The organism is Stenotrophomonas sp., assembly GCF_036662295.1.
In the GTDB taxonomy this organism is placed as follows: Bacteria; Pseudomonadota; Gammaproteobacteria; order Xanthomonadales; family Xanthomonadaceae; genus Stenotrophomonas.
This window is the reverse complement of record NZ_JAVWXA010000024.1, coordinates 1-15,224: the sequence shown is the minus strand read 5'-3', so window position 1 is coordinate 15,224 and position 15,224 is coordinate 1. Positions and strand designations below refer to the sequence as shown.

The 15,224-nt window shown below is 68.8% G+C and carries 11 protein-coding genes, 1 tRNA gene and 1 pseudogene; 9 read left to right on the top strand and 4 right to left on the bottom strand.

Going from position 1 to position 15,224, the window contains the following annotated elements:
- Nucleotides 1–55: 55 nt before the first annotated feature.
- The 3 genes from RSA25_RS06980 to hemA are packed head-to-tail and all read right to left on the bottom strand — an operon-like array spanning nt 56 to nt 4,102.
- Nucleotides 56–1,759 (bottom strand): tetratricopeptide repeat protein, encoded by a 1,704-nt coding sequence (locus RSA25_RS06980; RefSeq protein ID WP_332808213.1) that lies wholly within the window; start codon nt 1,757–1,759, stop codon nt 56–58.
- Nucleotides 1,756–2,841 carry a peptide chain release factor 1 gene (gene prfA / locus RSA25_RS06975; protein WP_332808176.1) on the bottom strand — a complete coding sequence of 362 codons (1,086 nt, stop codon included), beginning with the start codon at nt 2,839–2,841 and terminating at the stop codon, nt 1,756–1,758. Before prfA ends, RSA25_RS06980 begins: the two co-directional genes overlap by 4 nt.
- Nucleotides 2,819–4,102, bottom strand: a complete 1,284-nt coding sequence (gene hemA, locus RSA25_RS06970; RefSeq protein WP_332808175.1) for a glutamyl-tRNA reductase — start codon at nt 4,100–4,102, stop codon at nt 2,819–2,821. The genes prfA and hemA overlap by 23 nt, the downstream gene beginning before the upstream one ends.
- A 64-nt stretch (nt 4,103–4,166) precedes the next feature.
- Here hemA and RSA25_RS06965 point away from each other — a divergent pair, with 64 nt between their 5' ends.
- The 8 genes from RSA25_RS06965 (at nt 4,167) to ychF (ending at nt 11,098) form a co-directional block, all read left to right on the top strand.
- A complete protein-coding gene (locus RSA25_RS06965) occupies nt 4,167–5,864 on the top strand; it encodes a tetratricopeptide repeat protein (protein ID WP_332808174.1) in 1,698 nt (565 codons plus the stop codon).
- Complete coding sequence (lolB, locus tag RSA25_RS06960; RefSeq protein ID WP_332808173.1) at nt 5,861–6,523, top strand: lipoprotein insertase outer membrane protein LolB; 663 nt, start codon at nt 5,861–5,863, stop codon at nt 6,521–6,523. The genes RSA25_RS06965 and lolB overlap by 4 nt, the downstream gene beginning before the upstream one ends.
- Nucleotides 6,520–7,389 carry a 4-(cytidine 5'-diphospho)-2-C-methyl-D-erythritol kinase gene (gene ispE / locus RSA25_RS06955; RefSeq protein WP_332808172.1) on the top strand — a complete coding sequence of 290 codons (870 nt, stop codon included), beginning with the start codon at nt 6,520–6,522 and terminating at the stop codon, nt 7,387–7,389. Before lolB ends, ispE begins: the two co-directional genes overlap by 4 nt.
- A 9-nt stretch (nt 7,390–7,398) precedes the next feature.
- Nucleotides 7,399–7,475 (top strand) — tRNA-Gln (locus RSA25_RS06950).
- A 132-nt stretch (nt 7,476–7,607) separates the two neighbouring features.
- Nucleotides 7,608–8,567 (top strand): ribose-phosphate diphosphokinase, encoded by a 960-nt coding sequence (locus RSA25_RS06945; RefSeq protein WP_332808212.1) that lies wholly within the window; start codon nt 7,608–7,610, stop codon nt 8,565–8,567.
- A gap of 107 nt (nt 8,568–8,674) precedes the next feature.
- Entirely contained in the window at nt 8,675–9,292 is a 618-nt protein-coding gene (locus RSA25_RS06940; protein ID WP_332808171.1) for a 50S ribosomal protein L25/general stress protein Ctc, read from the top strand.
- Nucleotides 9,293–9,375: 83 nt separating this feature from the next.
- Entirely contained in the window at nt 9,376–9,954 is a 579-nt protein-coding gene (gene pth / locus RSA25_RS06935; protein ID WP_332808170.1) for an aminoacyl-tRNA hydrolase, read from the top strand.
- A gap of 52 nt (nt 9,955–10,006) precedes the next feature.
- On the top strand, nt 10,007–11,098 hold the full coding sequence (ychF, locus tag RSA25_RS06930) for a redox-regulated ATPase YchF (RefSeq protein ID WP_259208995.1): 1,092 nt from the start codon (nt 10,007–10,009) through the stop codon (nt 11,096–11,098).
- 1,025 nt (nt 11,099–12,123) lie between these two features.
- On the opposite strand, the gene RSA25_RS06925 is transcribed toward ychF, so the two are convergent.
- Nucleotides 12,124–14,874, bottom strand: a complete 2,751-nt coding sequence (locus RSA25_RS06925) for a TonB-dependent receptor (RefSeq protein WP_332808169.1) — start codon at nt 14,872–14,874, stop codon at nt 12,124–12,126.
- Between the two features lie 168 nt (nt 14,875–15,042).
- Between RSA25_RS06925 and RSA25_RS06920 the strand changes: the two are divergent.
- Nucleotides 15,043–15,224, top strand: a pseudogene (locus RSA25_RS06920) (peptidase); the annotation flags it as partial.

Below are 15,224 nucleotides of genomic sequence, written 5' to 3'. Positions count from 1 at the left end.
GCGTGGACTGCAACCGTTGGCTGGCCACCGCGCGGGGCGCGCCCCGGCCGCGCGCTCATGCGTTGCCGGTCCAGCCGCGGGCGCTTGCCATCGCGGCCACCGCCGCGCTGAAATCCACAGCAAAGCCGGCCATGTCGAACAGCCCGCTGTCCGCCCGCCGCAATGCCAGCTCGGCCCGCAATGCCTGTCGCGCGACGGCATCGTTGCCCAGCGCGATGGCGGTGGCGACGAAGGCGCGGTCGTCGGCCACGTTCATCCGCGCCAGGCCGAGGTGGTGGTTGAGGCTGCCGGCCACCCGCGAGGCGAACGTCGCGCCCGGGCAGGTCAGCACCGGGCACCCGGCCCACAGCGCGTCGGAGGCGGTGGTGTGCGCGTTGTAGGGATGGGTATCCAGGAACAGGTCGGCCAGCGCATAGCGGGCCAGGTACTGCGGGTGCGGCAGCTTGGCCATGAACACCAGCCGGGCCGGATCGAGCCCGGCCTGACGCGCGGCCGCACGCAGGCGCGCATCGGCATGGCCCGGGCCGGACAGCAGCCACAGCACGCTGCCCGGCACGCCCTGCAGCACGGCGAACAGGCGCTGCATGCTGCGCGGGTTGAGCTTGTAGCTGTTGTTGAAGCAGCACAGCACCACGCCCTGCGCGGGCAGCCCACAGTCCTCGCGCGAAGGCGCCGGCGGCAGCACGCGGGTGTTGTCCGACGGCTGGAACGCGCGCGGCAGGCGCAGCACCTGCTCGCTGAAACCCTGCGCCAACGCCGGCGGCAGCACGAAGGCATCGGCCAGGACGTGATCGATCCACGGCGCGCCGGAGGTGCCGGGGTAGGCCAGCCAGTTCACCTGCACCGGTGCCGGCCGCAGGGCCAGCACCTGGGGGGTTCCGCCGCCGCCCCAGCCGCGCAGGTCGAACAACACGTCGATGGCGGCCGCGCGGATCGTGCCTGCCACCCGGTGGTGGGGCTGCGCGCCCACGTCGTGCAGCTGGTGCGCGGCGCGCAGCAGGCGCTGGCGGATGTCGCTGCCGTCATCGGCGTTGAGCGCGAACAGGTGCAGCTCCAGCGTGCCGAGCGCGCGCAGCTGTTCCAGCAGCGCCACGATCAGCAGGCCGGTGGGATGGGCGCCAAAGCCGTTGGAGAGCAAGCCCACCCGCAACGTGCCGTGCGCGCGGACCGTCGTGGCCGGCAACGGGCGCAGCCCGGCGCCGACCGCCGCCGCGCGCTGGCGTGCGCAGGCCAGCTGCTCGGCCGCGCTGCTGTCTTCGCTCAGGAAGGCGAACGGCTCCACCGCCGCGTGGCCCTGCGCCACCGCCTGGCGCACCTGCTGGGCCAGGCGGTCCAGCTGCCGCCAGTCGCACAGCCGGCGTTGCCAGTTGAGCAGCTGCGCGGCGATATAGGGCTCGCCCGGCAACAGCGCATGCGCGTGCCGGTACGCATCGGCCGCGCCCTCGGGCTGGCCGGCATCCTCCAGCGCGTGGCCCAGCCACAGGGCGATGCCCGGGTGCTGCGGGGCCAGGTTGGAGGCCTGGCGCAACAGGGCGGCGGCCTCCCCATGGCGCCCCTGCATCCAGCGCGCGCGGCCCAGCCGGGCCAGCGCTTCGGGGTGGTCGCCGCGCAGTTGCAGCGCGCGGGTGGCGGCCTGCTCACCGGCGGTGATGTCGCCGGCTTCCAGCTCGGCATCGGCCAGCATCACCCAGGCGATGAAGTCGGCCGGCTGGCGTTGCACCGCCAGGCGCAGCTGCTGCCGTTCGGCCTCCATGCTCAGGGGCCTGCGGACAACCGGGCCAGTTCATCGGCCTGGTGTTCGTGGATCAGGCGCTCCACCAGCGGATCCAGCTCGCCGGCGATGATGTTGGGCAGGTCGTACAGGGTCAGCCCTTCCACGCGATGGTCGGTGATCCGCCCCTGCGGGAAGCTGTAGGTGCGGATGCGCTGGCTACGGTCGCCACTGCCCACCTGCAGCCGCCGGCTTTCGGCGGTGGCGGCGGCCTGCTTGCCGCGCTCGGCGTCCAGCAGCTGCGCCTTCAGGCGTTTCATGGCCTTGTCGCGGTTGGCGTGCTGGCTGCGCTCGGTCTGGCATTCCACCACCACGCCACTGGGCACATGGGTGATGCGGATCGCCGACTCGGTCTTGTTGACGTGCTGGCCGCCAGCGCCGGACGAGCGGAACGTGTCCACCTTCAGGTCGGCCGGGTTGATCACGATCTCGTCCACCTCGTCGGCCTCGGGGATGATCGCCACGGTGGCGGCCGAGGTGTGGATGCGGCCCTGCGATTCGGTGGCCGGCACGCGCTGCACGCGGTGGGTTCCTGATTCGAACTTCAGCTTGGAGTACGCGCCGCGGCCGACCACGCGGGCCACCACTTCCTTGTAGCCACCGTGTTCGCCGGGGCTGTCCGATTCGATTTCCACCTTCCAGCCCTGGCGCTCGGCGTAGCGGGCGTACATGCGGAACAGGTCGCCGGCGAAGATCGCCGCCTCGTCGCCACCGGTGCCGGCGCGCACTTCCAGGAACAGGTTGCCGTCATCGCGCGGGTCGCGCGGCACCAGCAGCAGGGCCAGGTCGCGGTCCAGCTGCGCCAGGCGCTGCTGGGCGGCGTCGATTTCCTCATCGGCCAGTTCGCGCAGTTCCGGGTCGGCGCGCATCGCCTCGGCCGCGGCCAGGTCGGCGGCCGCGCGGGCTTCGTCGGCCAGCGCCGTGGCGATCGGCTGCAACTGGGCAAATTCGCGCGAGTACGCGCGGAAGCGGTCGTTGTCACCCACCACGGCGGGGTCGGCGAGCAGGCGTTCGAGTTCTTCGCGGCGTTCGGCCAGCGCTTCCAGCTTACGGCGCAGGGTCGGCGTCATCAGTCTTCACAGCAGGATGGTGGTAGCCCGGCTTGGCCGGGAACAGGCGCTCGGCGGCGCGGGTCAGCTCAGTATCGCCGCTCAGCGCGGCCGCGCGCAGGGCCGCGGTGGGTGGATGCAGCAGGCGGTTGGTCAACCCGTGGGCCAGCAGCTCCAGCACTTCCTCCGGCGACTTGCCATGGGCCAGCTGCTGGCGTGCCTTCTCCAGCATTTCCACGCGGGTGGCTTCGCCATAGGCGCGCAGCTGCCGCAACGGGGCCTGGTGCGCGCTGGCCTGCAGGGTTTCCACGAACCGCGCCACCTGCAACTCGATGATCGCCTCGGCCTCGGCGGCCGCCTCGCGCCGGCTGCGTCGGTTGTCCTCGACCGCGCGCTCCAGGTCGTCCACGGTGTACAGGAAGGCATCGGCCAGCTCGCCCACGCCGGCCTCGATATCGCGCGGCACGGCCAGGTCGAACAGCAGCATCGGCTTGTGCTTGCGGGTCTTCAGCGCGGCGGCCACGTGCGCCCGGGCAATCACCGGTTCGCGCGCGGCGGTGGCCGAGAACACCACGTCGGCCTCGCCCAGGTGGCGCTCCAGCTCGGTCAGCGGCAGGGCCACGCCGCCGTGGCGGCTGGCCAGGTCCTGCGCATGGGCGAGGGTGCGATTGGCCACCAGCAGGCGGCGCACCTTGCCTTCGCTGAGGTGCCGCGCGGCCAGTTCGATGGTTTCCCCGGCACCGACCAGCAGCACCGTCGAATCCTCCAGCCGCGCGAACGAGTTCTGCGCCAGGCGCACGGCGGTGGAGGCCACCGACACCGGGTTGGCGCCCACCCGGGTATCGGTGCGGGCGCGCTTGGCCACCGAGAAGGTCTGCTGGAACAGCCGATCAAGGCGCTGGCCGAGCAGGCCATGGTCGCGTGCGGTGGCCCAGGCATCCTTCACCTGGCCCAGGATCTGCGGCTCGCCCAGTACCATCGAGTCCAGCCCGGTCGCCACCCGGAACAGGTGCCGTACCGCCTCGGCGTCGCTGTGCTGGTACAGATAGCCCTGCAGCTGGCCGGCGTGGGATTCCAGCCACTGCGCCAGCGCCTCGCCGGATTCGGCCACCGCGTACAGCTCGGTGCGGTTGCAGGTGGACAGCAGCACCGCCTCGGCCACCTGCGGGGTATCACGCAGCGACGCCAATGCCTGGGGCAGGGCGTCGCCGCCAAAGGACGCGCGTTCGCGCAGTTCCACTGGCGCGGTCTGGTGATTCAGTCCGAGCACCCACAGGGTCATTGTTCAGTTGCTTGCGATAAGCTGCTGGCCATTCAAGTCGTCATTTTAAGGCCAGAAGCCCCCGATGCCCGCATTGATTCGCATCTCCAGCGTTCTGTTGCTGTCCTTGTCCGCGGCCAGCGCCCTGGCCGCCCCTGCCACGGCACCGCCCACGCCCGCCCCGGCCAGCGCCAAGGCGGCCGCGACCGCGCCGCTCACCCCGGTGATGGCCGGTGAATTCGCCCTGCAGGCCGGCAAGCTCGGCGAGGCCGCGCGCTGGTACCTGGAGGCGGCCGAGGCCGGCACCGACGACGCCGGGCTGGCCGAGCGCGCCACCCGCATCGCCATGCTCGCCAACGACGACAAGGCCGCCGCGCGCGCGCTGGCGCTGTGGCAGGCCCGGGCGCCGCGCTCGCTGGCCCTGCGCAGTGCCGCGGCCGCGCTGGACATGCGCCAGGCCGATGTGAAGGCCGCGCGCACCGAACTGGCCGCCCTGCTCAAGGACCCCGACCCGCGCGGCTGGACCTTCGCCATCGCCGCGCTGATCGGTGGCGGTCGCGATCCGGCCGTCCCCGCCGAGGTGCTGGGCGGGCTGGTGGATGACAACGCCATCCCCGACCGGCTCGAGGTCTGGCAGGAGCTGGGCCGCCTGGCCATGCGCATGGACCGGCCGGACCTGGCCAAGCGGATGGTCGACGAAGTGGTCAAACGCTTCCCCAACGAGCCGCGGGTGGCGCTGTTGAATGCCAGCCAGCTGGCCCAGGCGGGCAAGCAGGACCAGGCCCGCGCGCTGCTGGTCGGCGTGGAGCCCAAGAGCCGCCAGGACCCGGAGCTGCGCAACGCGCTGGCCATCGCCTACGACAGCATGGGCGATGCCCGCTCGGCCGCGCGCGTGCTGGCGGTCGGCCCGCAGGACGTGCAGACCTGGGGCATGCGCGCCTCGCTGCTGGCCAAGCAGAAGGACGATGCGGCCCTGCTGCAGCTCTACAAGGAGCTCTCGGCCAAGGCCGCCAAGCCCGATCCGGCCCAGCGCCTGCTGCTGGGCAAGATCGCCGAATACCTCAAGCGCCCGGCCGAGGCCGTGGACTGGTACCACAGCGTGCCCGGCGGCGAAGCGCTGGACGAGGCGCGCCTGCGCGCGGCCAACGCCCAGTACGACGCCGGCCGGCCCGACAAGGCGATGGCCGAAGTCCACGCGATCCAGTCCGACGCGATGGTCGATGACGATGCGCGCCGCGATGCCTACCTGCTGGAGGCCGAGCTGCGCCAGCGCGCCGACGACCTGCCCGGCGAGCTGGACGCCCTGGCCCGCGGCCTGGCCGCCTATCCCGACGAAACCGCGCTGCTGTATGCCCGCGCCCTGGCATGGGAGCGCCGCGACGACGTGCCGCGCGCCGAGGCCGACCTGCGCAAGGTGCTGGTCACCGAGCCGGAGAACGTCGCCGCGCTCAACGCGCTCGGCTACACCCTGGCCGATCGCACCACCCGCTACCAGGAAGCGCTGGAACTGATCGACCGCGCCCGCGTCGCCGAGCCGGACAACGTGGCCATCATCGACAGCTACGGCTGGGTGCTCTATCGCCTGGGCCGCAACGAAGAAGCGCTGGTGCAGCTGCGCCGCGCCTGGAGCCTGGCCAAGGACGCCGAGATCGCCGCGCATGTCGGCGAAGTGCTGTGGGTGATGGGGCGCAAGGAGGAGGCACGTGGCTTCTTCGAGGAAGCGCGCAAGCTGGACCCTGACAACCGCGCCCTGCAGCGCGTGATCGAGAAGCACGGCGTATGAGTTCCTCCCTGTTGAAGGCCGGCACCGCGCTGGCCATGGCGCTGTCACTGTCGGCCTGCGTGTCGCTGGACGAGCGCAAGGCCCCGGCCGCGCCGGCCGTTGTCGATACCGTCTCGGCGGCCGCCACCCAGGCAGAGGCGGCCCGCGTGGCGGCCGTGCGGGCGCAGCCGCAGTGGAGCTTCCAGGGCCGCGTCGCGGTCAACAAGGGGCGCAACGGCGGCAACGGGCGCATCGAGTGGCAGCAGCAGGATCGCCAGTACGTGGTCCAGTTGAGCGCCCCGGTGACCCGCCAGAGCTGGACCCTGACCGGTGACAGCCACCATGAAGGCGGCCGCCTGGAAGGCATGGAAGGTGGCACCCGCGAGGGCGAGGACGCCCAGCAGCTGCTGCTGGATGCCACCGGCTGGGACATTCCGGTCAACCAGCTGCCCGATTGGGTGCGCGGCCTGGTCGCCGCCGATGCAGCCGCCGCCGAGCGCATCGAGCGCGATGCCGAGGGTCGCCCGCGCCGGGTCGACCAGATGGGCTGGCAGATCCAGTACCTGGACTGGTACCCGGCCGAGGGCGACCGCCCGGTGCTGCCGCGCCGGATCGAAGCGGTCAACGGCGAGGCCAAGGTGCGCCTGGTGGTGGACAGCTGGGTGCTGGCCCGGCCATGAGCGGGCCGGAACTGAACGCGGGCTGGTCCGACTGGCCGGCCCCGGCCAAGCTGAACCTGTTCCTGCACATCACCGGCCGTCGCGAGGATGGCTACCACCTCCTGCAGACCGTGTTCCGCCTGCTCGACTGGGGCGACCGGATCGGCCTGCGGCTGCGTGAGGACGGCCAGGTCCGCCGCGATGGGCCGTCGGTGGCGGGCGTGGCGGCGGCCGATGACCTCGCCGTGCGCGCCGCCTTATTGCTGCAAAAATCAGCCAACGTCGCCCAAGGCGTGGATATCCGCGTCGAAAAGGCGATCCCGGCCGGTGGCGGCTTCGGCGGTGGTTCGTCCGATGCGGCCACCGTGCTGGTAGCCCTGAACGCCCTCTGGAAGACCGGCCTGGACGTGGAGGCGCTGGCCACTTTGGGCCTGGCGCTGGGCGCGGACGTGCCGGTTTTCGTGCGTGGCCACAACGCCTGGGCCGAGGGCGTGGGCGAACGGCTGACGCCGTTGGCCTTGCCGCCGGCCTGGTACGTGCTCGCCGATCCGGGCGTCCACGTGCCCACGCCGGCCCTTTTTGCAGATCCGCATTTGACGCGCGACGCCCCAGTGGCGAAAATAGCGGACTTCGCTTCCGGGTCTTTGCTCGGGAATGCGTTCGAGCCGGTACTGCGCCGCCGCGAACCTGCCGTAGAGGCAGTGCTTGCAGCGTTGAGCAGGATCGGCCGGGCACGACTCACCGGGTCGGGAAGCGGTTGTTTCGTCGAGTTCGCCTCGCGCGCTGCTGCAGAGCAGGGCCTGGCGGCATTGCCGGAGGAACTGCGGGCATGGGTGGCTGCGGGCGTGGAGCGCTCGCCACTGCTTGATGTACTCGAGCGTTATTGATTTTGATGCAGGGGCGTCGCCAAGAGGCCCAAGGCACCAGGTTTTGATCCTGGCATTCGGAGGTTCGAATCCTCCCGCCCCTGCCACTTGCGGAGATCAGCCGCGTCCCATGCGCATGTTTGCGCGGGCACGGCCGATGTACCGCGGTGTTGTCACCGCAGACACTTCCGGGTGCCGGCGGCCGAGTTCTCCAATCGCTCCCGCCCGAGACCGTCATGATGCAAGATCACCCCAACCTGCTGGTATTTTCCGGCAACGCCAACAAGCGCCTTGCGCAGAGCATCTGCAAGGAACTGGGGGTGCGACCGGGCAAGGCATTGGTGTCGCGCTTCTCCGATGGTGAAGTGCAGGTCGAGATCGAGGAGAACGTCCGCAAGCAGGACGTCTTCGTGATCCAGCCGACCTGCGCGCCCAGCGCGGAGAACCTGATGGAGCTGCTGGTCCTGATCGATGCGCTCAAGCGCGCCTCGGTCAACAGCGTCACCGCCGTGGTGCCGTACTTCGGCTACTCGCGCCAGGATCGCCGCATGCGCTCCTCGCGCGTGCCGATCACCGCCAAGGTGGCCGCCAAGATGTTCAGCGCCGTGGGGGCCGACCGGGTTCTGACGGTGGATCTGCATGCCGACCAGATCCAGGGCTTCTTCGACATGCCGGTGGACAACGTGTATGCCTCGCCGCTGCTGCTCGCCGATATCTGGCGCGCCTACGGCACCGAAAACCTGATCGTGGTGTCCCCGGACGTGGGCGGCGTGGTGCGCGCACGTGCGGTGGCCAAGCGCCTGGACGATGCGGACCTGGCGATCATCGACAAGCGCCGCCCGCGCGCCAACGTCTCCACCGTGATGAACATCATCGGTGACGTCGAAGGCAAGACCTGCGTGATGGTCGATGACATCGTCGATACCGCCGGCACCCTGTGTGCGGCTGCCGCGGCGCTGAAGGCGCGTGGCGCCCTCAAGGTGGCCGCGTACTGCACCCACGCCGTGCTCTCGGGCCCGGCGGTGGACAACATCAACAACTCCCAGCTCGATGAGCTGGTGGTGACCGACACCATCCCGCTGCGCGAGCAGGCCCGGGTGTGCAGCAAGATCCGCCAGCTCAGCGTGGCGGAAATGCTGGCCGAGACGATGCGCCGCATCGCCTTCGGCGAGTCGGTCAGCTCGCTGTACGTGGATTGATTTTTTCCGCCCGCCGGCAACGGTGGGCGGGTCCCGGGTACGTCTGGTCGCGGACGTGCCTTTCATCGCCAAGCCATTCCGGCAAGGCAACAACTGGTAGAAGAACAATGTCGAAGACCCATGAAATCAAGGTCACCAAGCGTGAACTGCAGCGTAAGGGTGCGAGCCGCCGCCTGCGTCACGCCGGTGTGATCCCGGCCATCGTGTACGGCGGCAACGCCGAGCCGGTCGCCATCAGCCTGGACCACAACGCCACCTGGCTTGCCCAGCAGAACGAGTGGTTCTACTCGTCGATCCTCAGCCTGAACCTGGACGGCCAGATCACCAAGGTGCTGCTGCGTGACATGCAGCGTCATCCGCACAAGCAGCTGATCATGCACCTGGACTTCCTGCGCGTGAACGAGAACGAGGCCCTGACCGCCAACGTTCCGCTGCACTTCATCAACGAAGACACCTCGCCGGCCGGCAAGGCTGCCGACGTCGTGGTCACCCACGAACTGAAGGAAGTGACCGTGTCCTGCCTGCCGAAGGACCTGCCGGAGTCGATCGACGTCGATCTGGCCGACCTGAAGGCTGGCGACGTGGTGTATCTGTCGGACATCAAGCTGCCGAAGGGCGTGGAAATCCTGGCCCTGGCCCAGGGCAAGGACCACGACGACGCGATCGTCACCGCCAAGCACGGCAAGGAAGAAGCAGCCGACGCCGAAGCGCCGGCGGCCGAGTAAGTTTTTCGCGGCGCCTGTCCTTCGGGGCAGGCGCCGTTTTTTTGTATGTACCGGCACAGGGCGGGTACCGACGAAGAAGAGTGATGACAGGATTGCGACTGATCGTTGGCCTGGGCAACCCCGGCCCCGAGCACGCCCAGACCCGGCACAATGCCGGGTTTCGTTTCATTGACGCCCTGGTCCAGCAGGCCGGCGTGCGCTGGAGCGTGGACAGCAAGCTGTTCGGCGAGACCGCCAAGGTCGACATCGCCGGCCAGCCGGTGTGGCTGCTCAAGCCCGCCACCTTCATGAACCTCAGCGGCAAGTCGGTCACCGCTGCCCAGCGCTTCTGGAAGATCGAGCCGGAACAGACCCTGCTGGCGCACGACGAACTGGACCTGCCCCCCGGCGTGGCCCGGCTCAAGTTCGACGGTGGCCATGGCGGCCAGAACGGCCTGCGCGACACCATCCGCCTGCTCGGTCACGGCCGGTTCCACCGCCTGCGCATCGGCATCGGCCACCCCGGTCACAAGGACCGCGTGGTGCCATGGGTGCTCGGCCGCGCGGGCAAGGAAGACGATGTACTGATCGGCCACGCCATCGACGATGCGATCGACGTCCTGCCGCTGGCGGTATCTGGCGATTACAGTGAGGCGATGAAGCGCCTCCACACCCCGAAATAACCACGGTGTACCGACCAACCGTCGGTACCTACCCCCCCAGAGGTTGTCAAAGATGGGTATCAAATGCGGCATCGTCGGTCTGCCCAACGTCGGCAAGTCGACCCTGTTCAATGCGCTGACCAAGGCGGGCATCGCCGCGGCCAACTTCCCGTTCTGCACCATCGAACCGAACGTCGGCATCGTGCCGGTGCCGGATCCGCGCCTGAACGAACTGGCGGCCATCATCAACCCGCAGAAGGTCATCCCGACCGCGGTGGAGTTCGTGGACATCGCCGGCCTGGTGGCCGGTGCCGCCAGCGGTGAAGGCCTGGGCAACAAGTTCCTGGCCCACATCCGCGAAGTGGATGCCATCACCCACGTAGTGCGCTGCTTCGAGAACGCCGACGTCATCCACGTCAACAACAAGGTCGACCCGATCTCGGACATCGACACCATCGACACCGAGCTGGCCCTGGCCGACCTGGACAGCGTCGAGAAGGCCCTGAACCGCGCCGAGCGCGCCGCCAAGGGGGGCGACAAGGAAGCGGCGGCCCGCAAGCCGGTGCTGGCCAAGCTGCAGGCCGCGCTGGCCGACGGCAAGGCCGGCCGCAGCGCCGGCCTGGACGAGGAAGAGAAGGCCCTGGTCCGCGACCTGTTCCTGCTCACGCTCAAGCCGGTGATGTACATCGCCAACGTGCTGGAAGACGGCTTCGAGAACAACCCGCACCTGGATGCCGTGCGCGCCCGTGCCGCCACCGAAGGCGCGCAGGTGGTGCCGGTCTCGGCCGCGATCGAAGAAGAGCTCTCGCAGCTGGACGACGAAGACCGCGACACCTTCCTGGCCGACCTGGGCCTGTCCGAGCCGGGCTTGAACCGCGTGATCTACGCCGCCTACCAGCTGCTGGGCCTGCAGACCTACTTCACCGCCGGCGTGAAGGAAGTCCGCGCGTGGACCGTGCGCAAGGGCGCCACCGCCCCGCAGGCCGCCGCGGTCATCCACACCGACTTCGAGAAGGGCTTCATCCGCGCTGAAACCATCGCCTATGACGACTTCATCAAGTACAAGGGCGAAGCCGGTGCCAAGGAAGCCGGGCGCCTGCGCCTGGAAGGCAAGGAATACCGCGTCCAGGAAGGCGACATCCTGCACTTCCGCTTCAACGTCTGATCCACGCACACCCGCGTGATCGAACAGGCCCCGCATCGCGGGGCCTTTTCATTTCCGGCATCGCGCCGCCGCGCTGTGCCACGCGCCCACACCGCGCACACCGCGGGTGGCGTGATCAAAAATTGACCACGCCCGGAAACCCTTGCCGCGCCTCGTTCGCGCCGGGTTGTCCACAACAAACTCCCACTGCTTTCCCCGTCCGGTGTGGAAAACATGCGCCGCGCCCGCACCGGGCCCAGGGCGCCGCGTCCGCCGCCGCACCATCGCCCCGCCTGGACAATTCTTGACCACCCTCGAAAACCCTTGCGGCGCATCGCTCGCACCGGGTTGTCCACAGCAAACCCCCATCACTCTCCACGCCCCGTGTGGAAAACCCCGCGCACACCTGGACAAAAAATCACCATGTCCCGAAAGCCTTGCCCTGACAGCCTCGCACCCAGTTGTCCACACCAAACCCCCACGCCTCTCCACGTGCCATGTGGAAAAGCGCGCCGCGTGGCCAGCGGCCGAGTTCGAGCAAAGGACGCGCGGAACAAGCGTCACCTGCAGCAGCAGTGACCCACCGCGGGCATCCCATCATTCGACACGCGGTTTCCCCCCCGTCAGCCGTGCCCCTTGGCGGCCGGTAGACCCTTGGCAAAATAAAGGAGGAGGCTGCCGCAGGCAGCCGGGGGACATTTGCACAAGGGTCTGCCGGCCGCCAAGGGGCCCCGGACGCGCGCACGGCACATCATCGAAGACCCATTCGCCGCCCAAAAAAAGGGTTCCTCGCCCACTTGCGGGGATTCTGTCGTCGCGGCGTATGAAGCCTTGCGAGTGCCGGCTTGGTCGCGCGGGGTGGGGGTGTGGCAAGCCGGCCAGCGGCCGGCACTACCAGCTTTTTCGGTGCGTACCCGCCCCAAGCGACAAGGCATGCGCGCGCGTGCTTCAGCAAAGCCTTACCCCGCAAGTGGCCGAAGAACCAAAAAAAGACGGAGGCATCACTGCCCCCGTCTCTCCCCGCACGCAACCCGGCCAGTGCGCCCTTACAGCGCGCTACCGCCAAACTTGTGCGTGTACTGCAGGTTGATCGTCCGGCCCACCGTATCGAACCAGGACACGTCGTAGTACGGGTACGGCGTATACGTCGCATCCTTCGGCGGCATCTTGTTGGCCACGTTCACCACCGACAGCGACAGGCGCGAATGGTCGTCGAAACGGTACTGCACCGACACGTTGTACCGGTACGTCGCCCCGATCCACGGGCTGTCCCCGCTCTCCGGGTCGAAGCTCTCATCGTAGCTGTCATAGCTGGGCAGCTTGCCCAGCCGCGACCCGTACAGCGTCGCCGACCACGCCGACTTCTCCCACGTGATGCTCGCGCTGCTCTTGGTCCGCGGAATGTCGAACCCGCTGTTCACCGCGAACTGATCTTCCACCACGTCGCCGTCGAACTGCTGGAAGTCGTGCTTCTTCACCCACGTATGGTTGCCGCTCAGCGTGAAGTCGCCCACCGCCGTGCTCAGCCGGTAGCGCAGCCCCACGTCGATACCCTGCGTCGTCTCGCGCGCGATGTTGATCGGGTTCACGTGCACCCCGTACAGCCGACCGTCGCTGGTCCGGGTCACCCGGCTGATCGCGTCCACGCACGTCGGCGAATTCGCGTCCGCCCCGCCCAGGCGGCAGGCGGCCTCATCGCGCAGGATCGTGCCCACGTCCATGTCCCGCACCTGGTCGCGCATGTCGATGTCGAACCAGTCCACCGACAGGTCCAGCCCCACCGCCGGCGACCACACCAGGCCCGCGCTCCAGGACGTGCTGGTTTCCGGGTCCAGCCTGCGGTTGCCTTCGCGCGTGCGGATCAGGTTCTCCTCGTAATCCGAGCAGTCATCGGCCTGGTCCAGCTGGCAGGCGTAGTAGTCGTTGTTGCTGGTCTCATCGTTGCCCGGCCCGGCGTACACGTAGTGCAGGTCCGGCGCGCGGAAGGCGGTGCCGTACGAGCCACGCACCAGCAGCGTGTCGATCGGGCGCCATTCGATGCCGCCGCTCCAGGTCGCCTTGCCGATCCGGTTGCCCGAATAGCGGTACTGGTCATAACGCCCGGCGACGCTCACGTTGAGCGTGTCGTGCAGCGGCAGGCGCAGCTCGGCCGCCGTCGCCCAGCGGTTGCGGCTGCCGTGCCCGTCCGAGTCCTTCCAGCTGTAGTAGTAGTACTCGGTCGCCAGCGGATCGGGGTTCAGCGCATAGGACTGGTTGCCGAACTCGGCGGTGGCCGCGAACCCGGCCTTGCCGCCTGGCAGCGTGAACAGCTCGCCGTTGGTCAGCGTCAGCGCCGCCGTATCGGTGCGCGACTTCGGCGTGTAGGTCGTCCTGGCGGCGATCGAGTCGTACTCGGCGCGGCTCAGGGGGCGGTACAGGCGCGCCGGGTCGGCGTTGAACACCGGGAACACGTTGTCGTCGTCGTCGGTGTACTCGCCCAGCTGCTCGCCCAGGAACAGGGCATTGGCCTTGGACGCGATGATCTGCGGCCAGCGGATCGAGGACTGGTACTGCGAGTGGCTCAGCGACGCCTCGTAATCCCAGTTCGCGCCCAGGCTGCCCTTGAAACCGGTGGTCACGCTGAAGGTCTTCTGCGTGCTGCGGATCATGCCGTTGCGCAGCCCGCCCATTTCCTCCGGCGAGAACTGACGCTGCCAGAACTCCACCTGGTCGGTGGCCTGGTTGTAGAAGTAGCCATCCTCGTTGCCATCGGCGGCCATGCGGCCCCACTGGGTCACATCGCGCATCAGGGCGATGTCGTGGTAACCCATCTGCATGTCGGCAAACCAGCTGGCGCCGTTGTCGAAGGCGTAGTTGAGCGAGGCATAGCCGTTCACGCCCCGGCGCTTGCTCAGGATCGTGCCGTAGCCGATCGAGCGGTCGCTGCCGCAGTAGAAGCCGTAGCGCGCTCGTTCGGCGTACTGGGTGCTGCCGTTGTTCTGGCCGGCCAGCGCATCGCAGGTGGCCTGGCCCGGGTCCAGGTAGTCATCGTTGTAGTCGGTGCGCAGGTAGGCGCGGCGTGCGGCGCGGGCGCTCTCGGTGGGCGCGTCCAGGGTCGAATCCTGCTGGCTGCGCTGGTAGGCCCACAGCGGCGTCTGCGACTGCAGCTCCACGCTGTACACCGCGCTGAAACGGCCCGCGTCCACGCCGCTGGCCAGGCTGATGTCGAACGAATCGGCGCCGCCTTCGGTGGCCGTGCCCATGCGCACGTCCACCGTGGTGCCGTCCACGTGCTTCTTCAGGATGAAGTTGACCACCCCGGCGATTGCATCGGACCCATAGATCGCCGACGCGCTGCCGGTCAGCACCTCGATGCGCTCGATCATCCCGATCGGGATGTTGGACACGTCGGTGAAGTTGCTGCGGCCCTGGAAGGGCATCGGGAAGTCGGCGATGCGGCGGCCGTTGACCAGCACTAGGGTGTGGTTCGGGCCCAGCCCGCGCAGGTCCACCTGCTGCGCACCCGGGGAGAAGTCGGCGCCGCTGGAGGACTGCTGGCTCTGGGTCTCACCGCCGTTCTGGGTCATCGAGCGCAGCACGTCGGGCACGCTGGTGAAGCCGCTGGCCTGGATCTGCTCGGCGGTGATCACCGTGACCGGGGCCGGCCCTTCCACCTGCGCGCGGGGGATGCGCGAACCGGTGACCTGCACCGTGTCCAGCTGCTGCACCCCGGGATTGGTCGCCGACTGAGCGCCCGCGGTCGCGGCCACACCCATCAACGCCAGCTGGATCGACCACGCCATCGCCTGTTTACGCATGAGAATTCTCGAGAAGAAAGTGCCGGCCCCAAGGGAGGCCTGTCCCCCATTCACATTTCGCGAATGGACGGCGCGCATTTAACGCCTTTTTTACGGGGTTGACCACTGCCAGTTTCTCTGGCAAAGAGTGAAAGCGCTTACAGCCTCTTTTTGTTCAGGGAGATCAACGTGCACAAGGCTTTCCGCCCCTTCGCGCCGGTGCTCTGGCTGTTGCTGGCTGGCCTGGCCGCGCCGCTCCACGCCCAGTCCCTTCAGGATCCAGGGTACCGCTATTACGAGGTGGGCGACCTGGACGCCGCGCCGGCTGCGCATACCGAGCCGGCGATGATGCTCATGGGCGGCGGCGAGTG